The sequence below is a fragment of the Dorea sp. AGR2135 genome, assembly GCF_000420885.1.
Classification (GTDB): domain Bacteria; phylum Bacillota; class Clostridia; order Lachnospirales; family Lachnospiraceae; genus Dorea; species Dorea formicigenerans.
On sequence record NZ_ATVU01000009.1, the window covers coordinates 76,471 to 96,772 of the forward strand.

18 protein-coding genes are annotated in these 20,302 nt (G+C 39.6%); 1 reads left to right on the forward strand and 17 read right to left on the reverse strand.

Annotation, left to right across the window (positions count from 1 at the left end):
- Position 1: 1 nt before the first annotated feature.
- From ruvX to mtaB, 3 genes are all read right to left on the reverse strand, one after another.
- Positions 2-436 carry a Holliday junction resolvase RuvX gene (gene ruvX / locus G593_RS0107755; RefSeq protein ID WP_029731303.1) on the reverse strand — a complete coding sequence of 145 codons (435 nt, stop codon included), beginning with the start codon at positions 434-436 and terminating at the stop codon, positions 2-4.
- Between the two features lie 5 nt (positions 437-441).
- Complete coding sequence (locus G593_RS0107760; protein WP_005331681.1) at positions 442-705, reverse strand: IreB family regulatory phosphoprotein; 264 nt, start codon at positions 703-705, stop codon at positions 442-444.
- A 93-nt stretch (positions 706-798) separates the two neighbouring features.
- Positions 799-2,085, reverse strand: a complete 1,287-nt coding sequence (gene mtaB, locus G593_RS0107765; RefSeq protein ID WP_005337845.1) for a tRNA (N(6)-L-threonylcarbamoyladenosine(37)-C(2))-methylthiotransferase MtaB — start codon at positions 2,083-2,085, stop codon at positions 799-801.
- A 107-nt stretch (positions 2,086-2,192) separates the two neighbouring features.
- Between mtaB and G593_RS0107770 the strand changes: the two genes are divergently transcribed.
- The gene (locus G593_RS0107770; protein ID WP_005331686.1) at positions 2,193-2,441 is read left to right on the forward strand and encodes an HPr family phosphocarrier protein; all 249 of its coding nucleotides are present in this window, start codon (positions 2,193-2,195) and stop codon (positions 2,439-2,441) included.
- Positions 2,442-2,536: 95 nt separating this feature from the next.
- Here the strand turns inward: G593_RS0107770 and thiI are convergent, their stop codons facing one another.
- The 14 genes from thiI to G593_RS0107840 all read right to left on the reverse strand — a co-directional run bounded on the left by thiI (position 2,537) and on the right by G593_RS0107840 (position 20,299).
- Positions 2,537-3,718, reverse strand: coding sequence for a tRNA uracil 4-sulfurtransferase ThiI (thiI, locus tag G593_RS0107775; protein WP_029731304.1), 1,182 nt, complete (start codon positions 3,716-3,718; stop codon positions 2,537-2,539).
- 21 nt (positions 3,719-3,739) lie between these two features.
- Positions 3,740-4,897, reverse strand: coding sequence for a cysteine desulfurase family protein (locus G593_RS0107780; RefSeq protein WP_029731305.1), 1,158 nt, complete (start codon positions 4,895-4,897; stop codon positions 3,740-3,742).
- 80 nt (positions 4,898-4,977) lie between these two features.
- Entirely contained in the window at positions 4,978-5,724 is a 747-nt protein-coding gene (locus G593_RS0107785) for a 16S rRNA (uracil(1498)-N(3))-methyltransferase (RefSeq protein WP_029731306.1), read from the reverse strand.
- A gap of 14 nt (positions 5,725-5,738) precedes the next feature.
- On the reverse strand, positions 5,739-6,695 hold the full coding sequence (gene prmA / locus G593_RS0107790) for a 50S ribosomal protein L11 methyltransferase (protein ID WP_022279642.1): 957 nt from the start codon (positions 6,693-6,695) through the stop codon (positions 5,739-5,741).
- A gap of 68 nt (positions 6,696-6,763) precedes the next feature.
- Complete coding sequence (gene glf / locus G593_RS0107795) at positions 6,764-7,861, reverse strand: UDP-galactopyranose mutase (RefSeq protein ID WP_029731307.1); 1,098 nt, start codon at positions 7,859-7,861, stop codon at positions 6,764-6,766.
- Positions 7,862-7,992: 131 nt separating this feature from the next.
- Positions 7,993-9,606 (reverse strand): hypothetical protein, encoded by a 1,614-nt coding sequence (locus G593_RS0107800; protein ID WP_029731308.1) that lies wholly within the window; start codon positions 9,604-9,606, stop codon positions 7,993-7,995.
- Between the two features lie 51 nt (positions 9,607-9,657).
- Entirely contained in the window at positions 9,658-11,085 is a 1,428-nt protein-coding gene (locus tag G593_RS0107805) for an LCP family protein (protein WP_022279640.1), read from the reverse strand.
- A 62-nt stretch (positions 11,086-11,147) separates the two neighbouring features.
- Positions 11,148-12,083, reverse strand: a complete 936-nt coding sequence (locus G593_RS0107810) for a glycosyltransferase family 2 protein (protein ID WP_005337852.1) — start codon at positions 12,081-12,083, stop codon at positions 11,148-11,150.
- 13 nt (positions 12,084-12,096) lie between these two features.
- Positions 12,097-13,245, reverse strand: coding sequence for an LCP family protein (locus G593_RS0107815; RefSeq protein WP_005337853.1), 1,149 nt, complete (start codon positions 13,243-13,245; stop codon positions 12,097-12,099).
- A gap of 38 nt (positions 13,246-13,283) precedes the next feature.
- Positions 13,284-14,687: an undecaprenyl-phosphate glucose phosphotransferase gene (locus tag G593_RS0107820; RefSeq protein ID WP_005337854.1), complete on the reverse strand. Its 1,404-nt coding sequence runs from the start codon at positions 14,685-14,687 to the stop codon at positions 13,284-13,286.
- Between the two features lie 104 nt (positions 14,688-14,791).
- The gene (locus G593_RS0107825) at positions 14,792-15,670 is read right to left on the reverse strand and encodes a glycosyltransferase family 2 protein (protein ID WP_005337855.1); all 879 of its coding nucleotides are present in this window, start codon (positions 15,668-15,670) and stop codon (positions 14,792-14,794) included.
- A 2-nt stretch (positions 15,671-15,672) separates the two neighbouring features.
- Complete coding sequence (locus G593_RS0107830; RefSeq protein WP_005337858.1) at positions 15,673-16,887, reverse strand: glycosyltransferase family 4 protein; 1,215 nt, start codon at positions 16,885-16,887, stop codon at positions 15,673-15,675.
- Positions 16,888-16,896: 9 nt separating this feature from the next.
- Positions 16,897-18,600 carry a glycosyltransferase family 2 protein gene (locus G593_RS18495; RefSeq protein ID WP_242827061.1) on the reverse strand — a complete coding sequence of 568 codons (1,704 nt, stop codon included), beginning with the start codon at positions 18,598-18,600 and terminating at the stop codon, positions 16,897-16,899.
- 10 nt (positions 18,601-18,610) lie between these two features.
- Positions 18,611-20,299: a glycosyltransferase family 2 protein gene (locus G593_RS0107840; RefSeq protein WP_029731310.1), complete on the reverse strand. Its 1,689-nt coding sequence runs from the start codon at positions 20,297-20,299 to the stop codon at positions 18,611-18,613.
- Positions 20,300-20,302 lie beyond the last annotated feature (3 nt).

A 20,302-nucleotide genomic window follows, 5' to 3' on the forward strand; every position in this document is an offset into this window, starting at 1 on the left:
TCTACCCTTCTTTATTCAGGTGTGCGGAGTCCAGGTATCCCTGCAATATAAAAACAGCCGCAATCTGGTCAATATACTTCTTGCGGTCTTCTCTTCTTACCTTATTCTCGATTAAAGTCCGCTCTGCCGAAACAGTAGTCAGACGCTCATCCCACATCACGACCTCAAGGCCGGTCCGTCGTCCGATCATCTCACCAAATTGCATAGATTTTTCCGCCCGATCTCCAATATCATTATTCATATGCTTCGGAAGTCCAAGCACAATCTTCTCAACTTTATACTCTGCCACCAGTTCCTCGATGCGGGCACATGTCTTCCGAAGCTTGTTCTCGTCCTTACGGCATATAGTCTCTACAGCCTGCGCAGTTATCCCCAAAGGATCACTGACAGCCACCCCGACTGTACGCGAGCCGTAGTCCAGCCCCATAATCCTCATATATATTATCCCCACTTATTATGCTCAATATACGTCTTGAACATCTCTTCAACCAGCTCATCCCGTTCCATCTTCATAATCAGACTGCGGGCACCATTGTAACTGGTAATATAAGTCGGATCACCTGACATAATATAACCTACGATCTGGTTCACCGGATTATACCCTTTTTCCACAAGAGCCTTGTACACAATTTCAAGAATATCTTTTGCCTGAATCTGTGGTGCACTCTCTACCTGAAAAAATTGTGTATTGCTTAATTCTTTCATACTATTCACGTCCTTCACATTACTTTGTAATTATTCTCACATCTTCATAATTACATTTCTTCAATCTTATTCTAACCTATCATTTGTCAAAATTCAATGAATTATTTGCTTTGTATCTTCGATTTTAACATTTTTCAGTTGATTTGATAGATTTTCTTCTGTTTTTAAACCAATTTTAACATATTCTTTCGTATGCCCGACCTGGTAAATGCCGTCTTCTGTCTCAACTGCCTCTTCCATCAGCACTTCCTGTGTCGTTCCAAGGAGTTTTTCTTCATAAGCTTTCTGTTTTCTATGTCCAAGCTCGATCATTTTCGCGCTTCGCTCACTTTTTATTTCCTCCGGAACCTGATCCGGCATCACGGCTGCTTTTGTTCCTGCTCTTCTGGAATATTTGAAAATGTGTGTTTCATAGAAATTCACGCGGTCTACAAAATCCATGGACTCGGCAAACTCTTCCTGCGTCTCCCCCGGAAATCCTACGATTACATCTGTTGTCAGTGCCGGATTGTGGAAATATTTCCGTAAAAGGTCACATTTTTCCATATATTCTTCTGCACTGTAACGACGATTCATACGCTTCAGGGTCGCATTGCAGCCACTCTGTAATGACAGATGAAAATGCGGACACATCTTCGGAAGTGCAGCAATACTGGAAGCAAATTCTTCTGTAATGATCCTCGGCTCCAGAGATCCAAGCCGGATTCTTTTAATGCCGTCAATTTCATGTACTTTCTGGATCAGTTCCAGAAGGCTCTCCCCGGTATCAATTCCATAAGAACTCAGATGGATTCCTGTCAGCACAACTTCTTTATATCCGGAAGCAGCCAGTGTCCGCACCTCTTCTAATACATGTTCCAGGTTACGGCTTCTGACACGTCCTCTCGCATACGGAATGATGCAGTAAGAACAGAACTGATTGCACCCATCCTGGACCTTGATATACGCACGGGTATGCTCTGCTGTATGGGTGACCTGCATCTCCTCATATTCTTTCTCATGGTTGATATCAAGCAGCTCTTTTTTTACTTTATGCTGAGCATTGTAATACTCGTCCAGAATCGCGATCAGGTCTTTCTTTTTATTATTTCCAACTACGATGTCCACACAAGGGTCGATATCTTCTCCTCTTGCCTGCACATAACAGCCTGTCGCCACAACTACCGCATCCGGGTTCATTTTCCGTGCTTTATGAAGCATCTGCCGGGATTTGCGGTCTGCAACATTGGTGACTGTACATGTATTGATAATATAGACATCTGCCCCTTCTTTAAATGGCACGATCTCATATCCATTCTGCTCCAGAAGCTCCTGCATAGCCTCTGTCTCATATGCATTTACTTTGCAGCCCAGATTATGGAGCGCAGCTTTCTTTTTCATTTTACACATTCCTTTCAAAATATTTGGTAATTTGTTTCTTGACTTTTATCTGTCATACTTTTAAGATAGAGATGATAGAAGTATGATAAATAAGGAGGTAACGTACAATGAAAACTGTACAGGTTTATTTAAATTCAATCCAAAAGGTGAACTCTTTTTCTCACGAGCTTGAACAATTCGACAACGACTTTGATCTTGTTTCCGGAAGATATATCGTAGACGCTAAGTCTGTTATGGGAATCTTCAGTCTGGATCTGAATGAGCCAACAACTCTGAATATCCACGCAACAGATTCTGAGATGGGTCCTATTCTTGAAGCAATCAAGCCTTATATCGTAAGCGAAGATCCTAAGTAGGATTCAGGCCAAAAAGCATATATCAAAAGCAAAGCAGTAAAGATAACAGGGCAGTTCTTCCTTTCGAAGGGCTGCCCCTTTTTATTTCACTTTTTCTATTTCACTTCAATGATCTTTGCTGTATCTAACGCTGTCTGCATAAGTTCATCGATCTTCTCTGCCAGATTCTCCTCAGAACGGCGGATAACCTCGATATTCGGCTTTGTGACCGGATGCTTTGCCACGAAAATGGTACAACAATCCTCAAATGGAAGAATGGAGGTCTCGTAAGTATCGATCTTCTCTGCCACATCTACAATGTCCTGCTTATCAAATCCAATCAGCGGACGATATACCGGCATCGTACATACATCATTCGTTGCAGCCAGGCTCTGCATAGTCTGACTTGCCACCTGTCCGATACTCTCTCCCGTCACCAGTCCAAGGCAGCCATCACGTCTTGCGAATTCTTCCGCAATACGCATCATATAGCGGCGCATAATAATAGTCAGCTCGTCATGCGGGCATTTGTCATAAATATACAACTGAATATCTGTAAAGTTCACAACATGTAATTTGATCGGTCCGGAATATCTTGCCACAATCTTCGCAAGATCAACAACTTTTTGCTTTGCACGCTCACTTGTGTACGGCGGTGCATGGAAATAAGTTGCCTCAAGACCAACTCCTCGTTTGGATACCATATAGCCTGCGACCGGGCTGTCAATCCCACCGGATAACAGAAGCATAGCGTTTCCATTGGTTCCTACCGGCATTCCGCCTGCTCCTGGAATAACCTCAGAATAAACATAGATTTCATTTCTCACTTCTACATTTACCAGTACATCCGGGTGATGTACGTCTACTTTGATCTCCGGGAACGCATAGAGAATCGCCTCTCCAAGGTCACGGCTTATTTCCATAGAGTTCTTCGGATATGACTTTCTGGCACGGCGTGACTCTACCTTAAATGTAAAGTTGCGGTCCGGATACATCTCTGCCATATAAGCTACCACGTCTTTTTTCAATTCCTCGAAACCTTTATCCTCCATACGGACAACCGGGCAGATTCCGACCAGTCCGAACACTCTTTTCAAATGTTCCACCGTATCCTCATAATCATAATCACCCTCACAGTCCACATAGATTCTTGCCTGGGATTTGTGGACATCAAAGTTCCCGTCTACATCCTTTAACGCATAACGCACCTGTCTTACAAGAGCATCTTCAAAAAGATAACGGTTCTTTCCTTTGATACCAATCTCCCCGTATTTCAATAAAAATGTATGAAATCTCATCGATCTTCTCCTCATTTATCTCTAATGTCTGGTATATTTTCTAAGCATCGGTACTATATTATACAGAGTATCTAATGTATAGTCAATCTCTTCCATCGTATTAAATTCAGAAAGACTGAATCTAAGCGTTGCATCCAAAAACTGCTGACCGGCTCCGATTCCTTTTAACACGCCACTGATCTGCGGATGGTTGGAAGCACATGCAGAACCACTGGATACATAGATGCCTTTATCTTCCAGCGCATGCAGAAGAACCTCGCTTCGGATTCCCGCAAATCCAACACTGATAATGTGTGGCGCACTGGTCTCATCATAAAGACCATGGATGGTCGTATCCGGGATCTGCTTCACGCCTTCAATAAAATGCTCCTTCATCGCACGCATCGCTGCAACTTTTTCATCCAGATTTTCATAAATCATCTTCGCAGCAAGACCAATCCCTGCAATTCCAGGTACATTTTCCGTACCGGAACGGACATTTTTCTGTTGTTCACCGCCAAATACGATTGGTTTTATCTTCACATGTTCATCAATATAAAGCACTCCGATTCCTTTTGGTCCATGAATCTTATGTCCACTGATGGAACACATATCCACCTTCAGGCGCTTCGGGTAAATGTGATACTTTCCAAATCCCTGCACGGCATCCACATGGAACAAAATGTTCTTGTTATACGCTTTTACCATGCTGGCAGCCTCCTGGATCGGCTGTACGGATCCCACCTCATTATTCACATACATCACAGATACAAGGATCGTGTCTTCACAGAGTGCATCCTTCAGTGCATCCAGACTGATTCTTCCAAAGCGGTCCACCGGAAGAAATGTGACACGAAATCCTTCCTCTTCCAGATAACGCATCGTATTAATGATCGCCGGATGCTCAATTCCGGATGCGATCAGATGATTCCCTGCTCTTCGATTCGCTTTTGCTGCCCCGATCAATGCCAGATTATCACTTTCCGTACCTCCGGAGGTAAAAAAGATTTCTTTCTCCTGCACCTTTAAAAGTTTTGCAAATGTCTCTTTCGCTTCTTTTATATATTTTTCAGCCTCCATGCCCTTACGGTGCATGGAAGATGGATTTCCATAATCTTCACACAATACCTTACGGACCAGATCTCCCACTTCCGGGTATGCTCTCGTCGTAGCAGAATTGTCCAGATATACTTCCTTCATTCTATCTCACTTCCTGTTTTCTTTTTTCCAATAACAGTTGATCACTGTCTCTTCTTATCATCAATATATGTCCCTGCAATTTAATATGTAACTTGCTCCAGTTGAAACATCAGCACAGATAATAGCGCAAGTCCCGCTGTCTCTGTCCGTAAAATACGCCTTCCGAGAGTTATGACCTGACCGCCCGTCTCACATGCAAGCACAATCTCATCCGGATCAAATCCGCCTTCCGGTCCGATAAATATTCCAACAGACTGTCCCGGCTTTATAGACTGTATCAGTTTCTTTGTGTGGTCCATACCTTCTGCACACTCATAAGGCACCAATACAACATCCAAATCTTTTGCCATCTCAAGGGCCTCCTTATAAGTCTTCACAGACATCACTTCCGGCACGATCCCCCGCCCGGACTGTTTGGCTGCGCTGGCTGCAATTGTATTCCAACGCTCCACTTTCTTCGCCCCTTTTTTTGCATCCAGCTTCACCACACACCGCTTCATGGACACCGGGACAACCGCATAAATCCCAAGCTCCACACATTTCTGCACGATCAATTCCATCTTCTCCTGCTTCGGAAGACCTTGAAACAGATAGATCTTTGATGGGAGTTCCGCATCTGAAGCTTTCGTCTCTACGATTTTCAACTGCACCTGCTCCTCTTCAAGATCCAGAACCTGGCAGAGATATTCTTTTCCCTGACCGTCACTGACCGTCACTTCCTCACCAATCCGCATACGGAGCACATTTTTCATATGATTCACATCAGTGCCTTCGATCCGGATTGTTTCTTCCGATACCTGAGAGGCATCTACAAAAAAATGCTGCATTTCTCTTTACTCCTCTAGGCATTCTTTCTTGCTACAACAGATACCCACTCGCCCTGGTGATTCACTTCCAGAACTTCCAGCCCGGCAGCCTTCACAGCTTCTACTACAACATTTTCTTTATCTTCGATAATTCCACTTGTAATATATACAGCACCCGGCTTCATCTGATGAATGATGACCGGCGTCAGCGGAACAAGGACATCTGCCAGAATATTTGCTGCTACAATATCATATTTTTCATATCCAACCGCATCCTGAACAGCCGTGTCATCAATGATATTTCCGATCATGACCTCATACTGATCCTTGCGGATCCCATTCACTTCCATATTCTCGTGAGTCGCATCAATGGCGCATGGATCAAGATCTGTTCCAAGAGAATGCTTTGCCCCGAACTTAAGCGCCAGCATTCCAAGAATCCCGCTTCCACAACCAACATCTAAAATCTCCGTCTCGGATGTCACATATTTTTTCAACGCCCGGATGCAAAGCTGTGTCGTCTCATGCATACCTGTTCCGAACGCTGTACCCGGATCAATGTGAATGACCATCTTGTCGCTGTCCTCCGGCTTTACTTTTTCCCAGGATGGGATTACAAGAATGTCGTCTATATAGAATTGATGGAAGTACTGCTTCCAGTTGTTGACCCAGTCTACATCTTCCGTCTCAGATTCCTCAATAGTACACTCCCCAACATCAAGAAATGCACGCATATCTTCCAGTTCTTTTCTCACGTTCATAAGAACCGGCGCCACATCTTCTTCCTCATCCAGATAAAATGTCAAATATGCTGTTCCGTCATCATCTGGGATATCCGGCAGAATATCCACGAACATCTGCTCCTTATCCTGTTCTGTAAGCGGGATCTTGTCCTCAATCTGTACACCTTCAATTCCAAGATCTGCCAGCATACTGCTCACAATATCCTCCGCTTGTGTCGTTGTTTTTAAACGAAACTGCTTCCATTTCATAATACTTTCTCCTTCTTTACGTTCATTATCTTCCTTTGATGATACCCGGTTTCTAACCTCGTTATCATTTATTTCATTTCTTCTCTTACAGCCTGTAACGCCGCATCCACTACATGATGCATATCCATATAACGGTAAAGTCCCAGACGTCCTCCAAAAATTACGTTCTCTTCCTTCTCTGCCAGCTCTTTGTATTTTGCATAAAGTGCTGTATTCTTCTCATCATTGACCGGATAATAAGGTTCGTCCCCTTTCTTCCATGTCACCGGATACTCTCTGGAAATAACGGTCTTCTCCTGGGTTCCAAATTCAAAATGCTTATGCTCAATGATTCTTGTATATGGAACTTCATACTCTGTATAATTGACTACCGCATTTCCCTGATAATTGTCCGTATCCAGAATCTCTGTCTCAAAACGGACCGTACGATATTCTAATTCACCAAAACAATAGTCAAAATATGCATCTACAGGTCCAGTATACACTACTTTTTTACCGAGTGGGCGAAGATTTTCTTTTTCTTTCAGATAATCCACATTCAGGCGGACCTTGGCGCCTTCCAGCATCTTCTCAATGATCTGCGTGTAGCCTCCCACCGGAATCCCCTGATAAAGGTCATTAAAATAATTGTTATCATAAGTCAGGCGGACCGGCAGTCTCTTAATGATCTCCGGCGGCAGCTCTGTCGCACGCCTTCCCCACTGCTTCTCAGTGTACCCCTTAACCAGAATCTCATAAATATCTTTTCCAACCAGGCTGATTGCCTGCTCTTCCAGGTTCTTCGGCTCCTTCACGCCATATTCCTTCACCTGTTCCTCAATCTTATCCTTCGCCTCTGCCGGTGTGATCACACCCCAGATCTTATGAAATGTATTCATATTGAACGGCATATTGTACATCTGGCCTTTATAATATGCCACCGGGCAGTTCGTATAACGGTTAAATGTTGCAAACTGTCCAATGTAATCCCACACCTCTTTATTACTTGTGTGAAAAATATGTGCTCCATACTGATGCACCTGGATTCCTTCCATCTCTTTTGTATAAATGTTTCCACCGATATGCGAACGTCTCTCTACAACGAGACAGCTCTTTCCTGCCTTCATAGCCTCATGGGCAAAGATTGCTCCATAAAGCCCAGACCCTACAATAATATAATCGTACATAATCCCTCCTGCTGCCTTTTAAGCTCCATTTATGCCTTTCAAACTCCATTTATGCCTTTTAAGTTCCATTTATTAAGAGAGGAATGCATCTTACATTATGCATTCCTCCCTGGTTACTCATTTCACTCTTATTAATCCAGATCAATATAATCCACCTGGAATGTGTCATCCTTCTCAGAATGGCTGCGTCTCTCCTTCGGGCGCTCACTGAGCAGATCATCTAAATCATCTACCATATCATCCTCTTCTTCCTCATCCATCACAAATGATTCGAAGTTCTCATCTTCATATAAAGACATATCCGTAATGGTATTAAAATCATCGAATTTCACTGTACGAAGCGGTGCTTCTCTGACTTCATCAAATTTCTCTTCTTCAAAGTCATCATCTGCATAATCATCTTCGTCATCATAACGCTTGCTATCATAACGATCGTCATCATCATCGTCATCATCGCCAAATTCGTCATCTTCGTAGTCATCGAAATCATCTTCGTCTACGACTTTTTTGTTTTTGCCTTTTTTCGGAGCCGGCTGAGCTTTCTTTTTATTTATCTTCTTCGGAGCCGGTTCCGGTTCTTCCTCTTCTAAGTCGATTCCATACTCATCATACAGGTCATCCAACTCAATATCACGGTTACGAAGCTTCACACGAACCACAATCAAACGGATAATGAGAAGAAGTAAAATAACAATAAAGATCATCGCAAATACTTTAAAATGTCCGTCAATCACATTCTGCATCTTGTCAAAGAAGCCATTTGCCTTTTTCTTAGCATTGCTTGCTCCGGTATCCTGCTTTACATCACATCTCTGATACGTATTCTCCTGAGAATCATACTCGTAGAAATTCTTCGTACCATTGTTGTTTACAGCATACATCAGATAGAATCCATCTTTGTCTTTATCCTGCCATACAGGGAATTCCTGTCCGTTCAGCGTCAGTGTTGTCTGCGCATAATTAGATGGCAGCTTCACACTTGTATCACTTAACAGAACAATCGTTGTTGTATCGGAAATATCAATCTCTTCATATGGTGCAAATGTTGCATTTGAATCATCATATAAGAAGAAATTGGAATTACCATCCGCTGATGTCAGATAAGCAAGGTAAACACCATTTGTCTCGTTATAAGCCATTGGGCGGTCAGCGCCCTCATAATTCATTGTTGTCTTTTTAAATCCTGCTGGAACAGAAGCTTCTACAAAATCACTCAGCGTATAAGATGTACCGTTCACCTTAACTGTAACATCGCCACTAGCTGCTGTGTCAGCACTTTCTGCTGCCTGAGTATCATCCACGATCTTAGAAGGATCTCCGGCAGCGATTTTCACTGTAGATTTTCCTTCTGTCAGCTTAACCTCTGAACCAGAACTGGATTTCACATCCTGAGATGCTACCGTAATCTCTGTAGAACCTTCTTTCAGTGCCTGGAATGTCATGGTAAATGACACTTCTGAAGAGCCGCCATTTCCTGAGTATGTCAGGGTTCCATCACCACCGGTCACTCCATCACCGGAATTAAACTTCAATGCACTGGCATCATAAGAAAGTGTTACTGATGAACTTCCAAGAGATCCACTGCTGGATTTTAAAACACATTTTACGTCTACCATATCTCCCACAGCCGTACTCGGATCTGCAAAAGAAATTCTACCGCCAGCTGCATGGGATGTCAGTGTCACGCTGGCAGCCAGCACACATACACAGGCAACTGCAGCCAGTACTTTCTTTAAAAACTTCATGTACTTTACCTCTTTTTTCTATAGTTTCTGTATTTTAAGAATGGTTATACATTATTCTGCACTTTCACCACCGGAAGATTCTCCGCCGCCGGAGCTGCTTCCACCAGATTCACTTCCGCCACCGGAACTACTGCCGCCAGAACCGCTTCCTCCAGATTCACTTCCACCACCGGAACCGCTGTTGCCTGAACTACCGCTGCCGGAGCCGCCGCCTGATCCGCTGTCTGATTTACTGCCACCGGAGCTTCTACTGCCAGAGGAATTGCCGCTACCGGAGCCTCTACTTGAAGTTCCTGAAGATTTATTGGAACTACTTCCTGATGAACCCTTAGAAGAACTGTTAGAGCTGTTATCGTAATAACTGTCATTATCTTTTGTTGTACCTTTACCAACATCAGTTGCTTTCTTTTTAACACCTGCATCAATACTCAGCACAACATCTGATGGGGTGTAGCCATCATCTCCAAAGAAGAATTGATGAAGCTGTTGCACATCTCCTGCTAAATCAGTAGGAAGTACGGAACTTCCAATTCCGCTTAATGTTCCAGTTGATTTATTAAATGGGAATCCCGTAGTTTCTCCCAATTTATACTTTTTAAAATCTTTTGCATAAGAAAGAATTTCCGGTAATGTAAAGTTAGTACCTACCTCTGCAAATACGTCGTCTGCAATTTTATTGATTGTTGCAAGATTAGCTGCCTGTAATTTTTCTACAATCTTCTCAATCACAAAGCGCTGACGCTCAGTTCTTTTGAAGTCATCGCCTTTCGTGTAACGAATACGACAGAAAGAAGTAGCCTGAACACCATCTAGATGATGCACCCCAGCACCAACCAGGTCTTCTTCAAATGGACGTCCTGTTACTACAGCAGTCTCATCACAATACATATTCGTATACTTAACTTCTTCTTCCGTAAGTTCAATATCCAGACCACCAAGTGTATCAATCACATCAATCATAGCATTAAAATTCACTGCAACGTAATGCTCAATATTCAAATCCAGATTTTTGTTCAACAGTGCAACTGCCTCTTCTACTCCTCCAAAGGAATATGCTGCATTCGCTTTATTGTATGTACCATCTGACTGTTGCAAAATCGTATCACGATATACGGAACTAATCTTTACTTCTCCAGTCTCCTGATTCAGACTTGCGATCATGATTGTATCACTTCTGGTACCTTTCCCCAAAGAAGCCTCTCTGGAATCTACTCCAAATAACGCAACATTTAAGTATCCCGTCTTATGTTCTACTTCTTTATTAATTTCCAGCTTATTCACATCTAGCTTCTGGACTTCCATCTTGTCCACCTTGCTGGTCACATAAGCAGCTGCCGCTGCTCCTCCACCAATCACGAGTACTAATAGTATGCTAACAGCAATCACGCCTATCTTCTTACCTAACGACCAGGTAGAAAATCCTCTTTTTTTTCTTCTACCTCTATGTACCTTACGATTACTTCTTCTTTTCTTAACCATCGAAACTTCCTTTCATTGAACAGAATTAAACAGATTAATAATATCCTATTTTTTTACAAATTTCAACAGAAATTGTGTTTCTTAAGATTTTTCCAGTATTTTGGACTTGACGTACATTTTAATACGAGCCATTTTGGTAATTTTTCATATCGCTTTCCCAAGAAATATCCCATATATTTACATCCTGACTGATATATCAAATTCCATATTTCCAAAGGCTGTCCGCTCCGGATCAGGTATTTTGCAGTCGCTTTTACCATACGGATTCCTTCTCCTTCTGACGGAACTCCTTCAAACACTTCCGGATGTTGTGCCTGTGACACTGCAAGATCAAAATTACGATGAAATTGCTGACTTCCCGTATAATTATGTGAATGTATCACTTTCGCTTCTGCCACATATGCCACCTTATCTCCAGCTAATATCCTCTTTCCGGCAAAAATCATATCTTCATTAAATATAGTTGGATCTTCAAATCCTCCTGCACTCAAAAGATAGTTTCTTCGATAAGCTGCACATACATCTGAGCAAAAAAATGTTTTAATTCCAAGCTGTGATAAATCAACTTTTGATTTGATTCTGCTTTTTTCCGGGTAATTAAACCTTCTTGTATATCTTTCTATTATATTGCAATCCTCTCTTGGCAATTGTCTTCCATATGCAATCCCAATTTCTGGATTACTTTTAAATATTTCCACAAATCTTTCGATCAACTGATTATCTGCCGGAATCGCATCCTGTGTCATATAGAGAACAATATCTGCCTGTGAAATACTAGCTCCCATATTTCTTGTTCCCCCATGATCAAACTCTTCTTGTCTGATGTGAGTAACTTCAATCTGATATGGTTCTGATTCAAGCATTTGTGGAAATTCTCCTACTTCCGTATTAATTATGATAATTTTATGAATCGGATATTCTTGCTTTTGTAACTTGCTAATTAATTGTCCAAACTCACTTCCTGGTCTGTATGTTGGAATGATTACATCCACCTGCATTTAAAATTCCCCTTTATTTACTATTTTGCTTTTCTGAAGTATCTGATTCTTCTCCTCCACTCTTATAAGTAAAGTCTGTAGTCTCTTTATAAGTTTTCGGATCAACCCCTGTCAATTCTATAATTGCATCATTTGCTTCTTTCACTTCATCAGAAGGATCATAATCTTCTTTTCCAAATAAAAATTGATGTAATTCTGTTACATTTTTAGCCAATCCAACTGGAGCGACATAAGACCCTTTGTGTCCTTTTACATTGTCACATGTTGTCACTTCAAACGGAAATCCAGACATATCACTAAGTTTGTAATTTGTTGCTTTTGATGCAAGCGCCAGGAAATTACCTGTTGTCAGATTTGTAGAAATCTGTGGAACGATTTCATTAATCAACTTGTTCAATGTAATCACGTTTGCACTCTGTGCTTTTTCAACTATTTTTTCTAATACAATTCTCTGACGATGTGTTCTCTCAAAATCCATTCCACTTGTATATCGAATTCTCGTATACGCTACTGCCTGAATACCATCTACGTGATGTGTTCCTGCTCCTTTAAGTCTGGAAGTTTCACGACCTACTACAATTTCAGTTTCATCGCAATACATATTGGTATATTTAATTTCATCTTCTGTAAAATCAAGATCAATTCCGCCCAACGCATCTATAATATCTGCCAATGCATTGAAGTTGACGCTGATATATTTTTCAATATCAAGATCTAAATTACGATTCAGTAGCGCAATTGCTTCGGCTGGTCCTCCCATACGGTATGCAGAATTAGCTTTCTGATATTTCCCATTTTCCTGCTTCAAAAGTGTATCTCGATAGAGTGAAATTAATTTCACCTCATTGGTCTTATTATTAATACTGGCTATCATCATACAGTCACTCTGTACTCCGCCATCCAGCTCGCCTTCTCTGGAATCCAGACCAAATAATGCAATATTCGTATAATCTCCTGTACTCTTATAAATATTAAGATCATCTTTGTTCAGCGTAGTCGTATCCATCTTATCCATAACGAACATTCCATAAGCTGCAACTCCAAGACCTGCCAGGATTAATAATTCAACCATAATAATGATGATCCTTTTTCTGCGTTTCTTTTTAAGCCTGCGTTCACGTTCCAATCTTTGCTGTCTTTTATTCAATCTCTTTCTATCCATACTTCCACTCCTCTTATCCGAGTCTTCCCATTTCCTGGTTAATATGCGTTCCTGTTAATAAAGCCTTTAAAAAATGTCAGGAAAATAATTTTAAAATCAAATCCCATTGTCCAGTTTTCAATATAATAAAGATCAAATTCTATACGCTTCTGAATAGATGTATCTCCCCTGTATCCATTCACCTGTGCCCAACCTGTAAGTCCAGGTCTTACCTGATGCTTAATCATATATCTTGGGATTTCCTCTTTGAATTTTTCAACAAATTGCGGTCTTTCCGGTCTTGGTCCGACAAGACTCATGTCTCCTATTAATATATTAAAAAGCTGTGGCAATTCATCAATACTTGTCTTACGAATAAATCTTCCAATTGGTGTCACACGTGGATCATTTTTCGTCGTCCAGCCTTTCTTTTCATCTTTTTCATCCTGAACAACCATAGAACGGAACTTATACATATAAAACGGACGATTATGCTTTCCAATTCTTTCCTGTTTAAAAATAAGTGGTCCCGGTGAAGTTACTTTAATAATGATTGAAGTAACAAGCATTACCGGCGAAAACAATATAATCGCAACCAATGCTCCAAAAATATCCACACAACGCTTTGCCACTGCGTTTAACATATTATTCAAAGGTACCCGTCGAATATTTATGACCGGCATTCCCATCAAATCTTCGGTGTACGGTTTTGTCGGAATAATATTATTATAATCCGGAACAAATTTCGTATGCACACCAGACTTTTCGCACATATTAACAATCCGTCCCAGTTTATGATACTCAGCCAGTCCAAGCGTAATTACAATCTCATCCAATTGGTTCTGCGGAAGAATTTCTGCCAGTTTATCTGTTCCGCCAAGAATCTTTATTCCTCGATATTCCTCTCCTTCAGGCTTATTATCTGCCAATATTCCTTTTACAATATATCCCCATTCTGGATGTGTTACCACGCGATCCAGATATCCTTCTGCTGCACGGCTATATCCGACCAACAAGATATGTTTCTGATTATATCCCTGCTTTCTATACTTTCTGAGAATCCATCGTAACACATTTCTAAACCCTATCTCAGCAACTACATTTACACAGAAAAATACAAACAACATCTTTCTGGAATAATCTGTCATTTTTGCGAGATAAAGTATTAGAATAAATACTAAGAGACCAATAATATTAGCCTGTACGATATGCCACGCTTCAATTCTTCTTCCCTGTCCACGCTTTGGAGTATACAATTGAAACGCATAATATAGAATCAAATAGATAGGTACTACAAACACCAGCACTTTCATATATTGGTTCAAAGAAAGATACCATGAAGACAGCGCGAATAATCCACTTTTAAAACGGATAAACCACGCTGCTCCATAAGAAAATATAATAATAAGTGCATCTATCAACACATGTAATCTATTAAATAGCTTTTGATTATCTTTAATCACAATTTTCACCTGACTTTTCGAAATATAGCTCTTTATTCTACAAATTATACTATATCTTTAAATTGTCTACAACCCTAATCAGATGCATAATTCTTAACATTTCTTTAATATTTACGTAATATTTTTATATAATTTTCATTCAGATATTGAATAATTTCATTCATACGCTCTGCTTTTTGATTCTTCAACACCCTATAAATCATCTTTTTTAATTTATAATATCTGTATTCAAAACGAATCTTCTTCTTATAATCCAGCCCATATTTTTTTCCATAATAAATACAAGAATCCATTTCGTGCCCAATCATATTCATAGACATCGGCGTACTCTTCTTTTCCAGATGAATCATTCGAATTCCCGGTTCATACACAATCTTACAATCTTTTTGCACCTTTCGAAGTCTTCGAATCAAATCCGGCTCCTCATAATACATAAAAATATTCTCATCAAATTTTCCCGCCTCATAAAAAGCATCTCGTCTTACAAACAAATCTGCCCCAGCAATATACATGTTCTTTTCATCATAACGGTCTTTCCGATTCCATAATTTTAATGACCATTTTTTTATTATAGAAGGCTTGTAATCAAAGTAAAATGAAAAGCCCGGTTTTAGATCTTCAAACAAAAGTTTCCCTCCCATGAGCATCAGATCTTTTTCCTTCTGGAATTTCTCCCAGACTTTTTTAAATATTGGTTCAATTAACATAATATCCGGATTCAAAAATGCAAGGATTTCCCCGGTTGATATATCTACTCCCTGATTATTGCCGGCACCAAATCCTCGATTGTCCGATGGAATATATCGATAATTTTTATATTGTGATTTTGCTAAATCTCGTTCTATTCTTTCATCTTCTGGACTATTGTCTACCACAATCACTTCCAACTCATCTTCAATATCATTGTATTTTGCAATAGAATCCAAACATTTCACAAGAATGTCTCCACTTTTATAAGCTACGATAATGACCGAAATTTTCATTTCTAGACTCCCTTTTCATAAATCTGCAGCAGATTTTTAATATATACATCATTTGAATAACTTTTTTCATCGAACAATTCAAATGTATTATATGACATCTTCGCTACGATTTCATCATTCGCCATCTTGGCAATTGCGCTGCACATTTCTTTTCCATCTGCTTTTACAATCAAACCATTTTTTTCTGTCACAATATTATCAACTGCCGCACTGCAGTCTGTCACGATACATGGAATACCATAAGCTTGAACTTCCGGTACCGTAAGTGGTGATCCCTCATACCATCTTGACGGAAATATCAGACATCTGCTTTTTTCAATCCATTGATCTATCTGTGCTTTTTCCAGCCAGCCTGTAAACGTAATGTCTGGATACTTTTTTTCCAAATCTTTTTTTAATCCGCCATCTCCGACTACAACTGCTTTTACTCCCGCATTTTCTACTGCCTCACAGAAAAGTGGTACTCCTTTTTCTTCAGATACTCGCCCAATGTACAGATATATCTCATTCTTTTCTGCCAATACTCGTTTTCTTTCTGAAAATGTACTTGGGTTTTTTAGCATAAACTGCCACTTAGGTTCGCCAAAACGTCTCACCAATTGCTTTTTTTCAAATTCAGATATAAATATATACCGAATATTTTTGCAATTTCGCATAACCCGATTCTGCCTGAACTGCCTCATGCATCTCCAGACTTTATAATAATAATGTCTGGAATCACAATTGCAAACAACACAATTAAAAGACATTGGCTTCCTCTCACAGATTTCATTTTTTACATAATCGTAGCAGCCTCCATTGGGACATGTAAGAAAATAATCATGCACAGTCAAAAATACTGGTATATTTTTTTTATCCGCAATAGCAAAGATTGCACTGGATAACACTTTTGTCCATGTATGCACATGGATAATTGTTTCATTTTCTTTCAAAGTATTTAATAAATCTTCCAGCAATTTTCCAGCTTTCCGATTATAAATTCCTTTTTTCATAGCATCTAATTTGCTTGGATTTCCGAGCAGATCATACATTCCCAGCGAAATCACCTGTACAGAACTTTGAACTAACTCCTGGCATGGTTCACCACAACCTGCAAAAAAATAAACCTTCAGGTTACTTCGCTTCGACAGCTCAACTGCAGTCTGAACAGCCACTCTGGCTGCGCCTCCTTCTATATAGGCATAATCACAAGCTACTATCACATTTCGTATTGTCATTTTTTACTCCTACTCCAGAATATAAAGTGCTCCCTGTTTTGCATAATTAGAATTGTAATAAGAATCTCCCATTCTTAAAACTTCCTGCCATTCTTTATAAAATCTTTCACGTTCTTCATCATTGATTATACCAGTTCTCATCGAACCTTTTGATTCCCAGACTGTTGATGCCTGCATGACACATCTTTTCCCATGCATTCTCAGTTTTAAACAATAATCTGCTGCCGCAAAACTTAAAGAAAAATGTTTATTAAATCTGCCTAATTCTTCAAATGTATTTTTGTGTGTCATGAAACAATTCAAAGATAAAATGCTATAATTGCTCATTACTTTTGCCCGAAACATATCTCCATAATCGCAATCTCCAATACCATAATTCGCTTTGCACAAATCCCCATTTGTTCTAAACACAACTCCTACATCTTCTACAGTATGTTTTCGCCCAATCACCTTTCCGCTCACGGCACCAACATTTTGTATCTGTAAAACTCCAGCCATTTGTTGCAATGCGTCTCTTTCTACACTCTCCAGATTTTCTGAAACAAAAAACAGATAAGATCCTCTCGCTTTTTCTGCAAGAGCATTAATTTCTTCAACGTTTATTCCTGCAGAAGCTAAAATTTCCAAATTCGAATAATCTTTTCTTTTGAACCACTCTGAACATCTTTTCTTTTTTTCATCATCTTCCCCATATACAATCACAGATATCAAAGGCTGCTTTATCATCTTGTATTCTGTGTGATATAGTCCCAGTCGCTCCATATGCTCTACATTAGCCTGAATACCAACTCTCTCATAATGTGACTGAATTGCTTTCTTGCCCGCATCGTACGCATACATTTTACTTGTTGGATCTCCTGCTACCGAGCCTTCATGCATCCTCCAGTGATACAAAACTTTAGAAACGTGTCCTACTTTTTTTGCCAGTTCTACACACCGAAAGATAAAATCATAATCCTGAGATCCATCATATTCCTTTCTGAATCCTCCCAACCGATCTACAATTGATTTTTTAGCCACAAAAAAGTGAGTGATATAATTATTAGCACATAACAATTCCGGGCTGTAATCCGGTTTAAACACTGGCTTTTTATAATCGTGACTATCTTCTGAGATTTTATCCTCATCTGTGTACAACACATCATAATCATAGTCATTAATTGCCTTTACAATCTCATATAAAGCGTCTGGCGTCAGCATGTCATCATGGTCAAACAACCCGATATACTCTCCTGTAGCGAGCGCTAGTGCCTGATTTGTGTTCTCTGCAATTCCCTGATTTTCTTCCAGATAAACTACTTTAATTCTTTTATCTTCCATGGAATAACGATTCAATTCTTCTCTGACACGAATGACTTTTGTGTCATTTTCATCTCCGTTCAAACTTCCATCTGCAATACATAGTTCCCACTTTTCATAAGATTGTTTTCTTACCGAATCAATCATATCTTTCAAAAAAGGAATCGGAGTCTGGTATGTCGGCACAACAATACTAATAAGAGGCTGAACAGAAAATTCAACCTCTCTTTGACGCATCAGCTCTTCTTTTGTCGGACAATGTTCTTCATACCACTCTTTATAACTCTTTCCTGCCGGAAAAGCTTTTGCTTTCGCAAGTGTCCAAAATCTGCTGACACCATTTCTACGAATATATTCAAAACCTTTTTTTACATTCTCTTTATTCAATCTTTCGCTGATTTGCTTTACATTCATCTTTTTATTCTTACCTTCTGACATGTACATTCAATCGGAAATCTTTTTCATCCAGTCTGAAATTAGGATTATAATTAGGATCGCCTTTTTCTAATTCCTTTCCCCAACACTCTTCAAAAAGTGCTACCTCCGAATCAAAACGTTTCACCTTTTCACGAGAATCTTCTAAACCTCTTGATTTAGATTCATAATGTGTCAGTCTTGCATATGGAGTATAAACAATCAGATATCCCGCCTTCCGGATTTTCATACATAAATCCACATCATTAAACGCAACCGCATACTCCGGCTCAAATTTACCAACTTCAAAGAAAACCTTTTTTTTCACCATCATGCATGCCGCCGTTACTGCACTTAAATCCTGAATCATATGAACTCTTCCCATATGCCCTAACGTTTCTTCTGCTTCGGCTGCATAAGGATGTCCCGCAATTCCTCCGAGCCCAACAATCACACCTACATGTTGAATTGTTCCATCTTCATAAAATAAGCGGGCTCCGACAGCTCCTACCTCTGGTCTGCTGCAATGTATGAGCATTTCCTCAAGACAATCCGGATTCTGAATCTCCGTATCATTATTCAGGAATAAAATATACTCTCCTTTTGCATACTGCACTCCATAGTTATTGATTTTCGGATAATTAAAACCTTTTTCTTTCCAATAAACTACTTTGGCTCTTGGACATTTTGCTTCCAATTCTTTATAGTAGGCAAATGTCTGTTCTTCTGTACTGTTATTTTCGACAATGATATATTCTCGATTGTCATAGGAACTCTTTTTTTCCAAAGAATCAATACATTTTTTTAAATCTTCCACATGATCTTTATTAGGAATTACAATGGAAATAAGCGGTGTTTCTTTCATCGTATATCTGACACGATAAATCCCTCTATACTCTGTCTTTTCTACATTCCCTTTTATATTCATTCTCTTCAGATGCATATCAATTGCTTTGCGTTCTTGTTCGTCACACACTTGAACATGCTCTACATTCCTGTGATACAACACTTTTGCGATATGATGGATTGAGTGTTTTTCTTCTATGCATCGAAATATAACGTCATACTTCCAGTCAATTTGTCCATTCCAACTTTCCAAACACTCCTCAAACAATTCCTGACAAAGTTTCTTTTTTACCAATAAAAAATTATGAATATAATTACAACTTCTAAGCATATCCAGATTTAAATCCGGCTTCATAGCTGGTTCTTCATATTCTGTCTCATTTTTTATTATATCATCATCAGAATAAATTGCTTCAATTGTTCTGTCTGCATTCAATGACTTCACACAATGAAAGAATGCATCCGCTGAAAGTTCATCTTCCGGCTGCGTAATCAACACATACTCTTCTTTCGCTTCTTTCAGAATTTCCACTACATCATTTAATTCTCTTATTTTGCAAAGCTTCCACCTTGAATAAGTTTGATCTTTCAAAGAGTCAGCCAGTCGATGAAATCCACTCTTATTCTCCAGCACAATTACCAAAATCTCCGGCATATATGGAAATGTTGTTTCTCGCTGTATTTTGAGCACCTGTTTTGTCGGCTTTGTTTTCTGATACCATGTCATATAATCTACACGAGATTGTCCTGTCATTTTATCTATAATACGGACTATCGTTGCATGTAATCCATATCGTTTATAATAAGTATTTATATTCTTCCAAAATTCTGACATATTCATTCTGCCTTCCATATG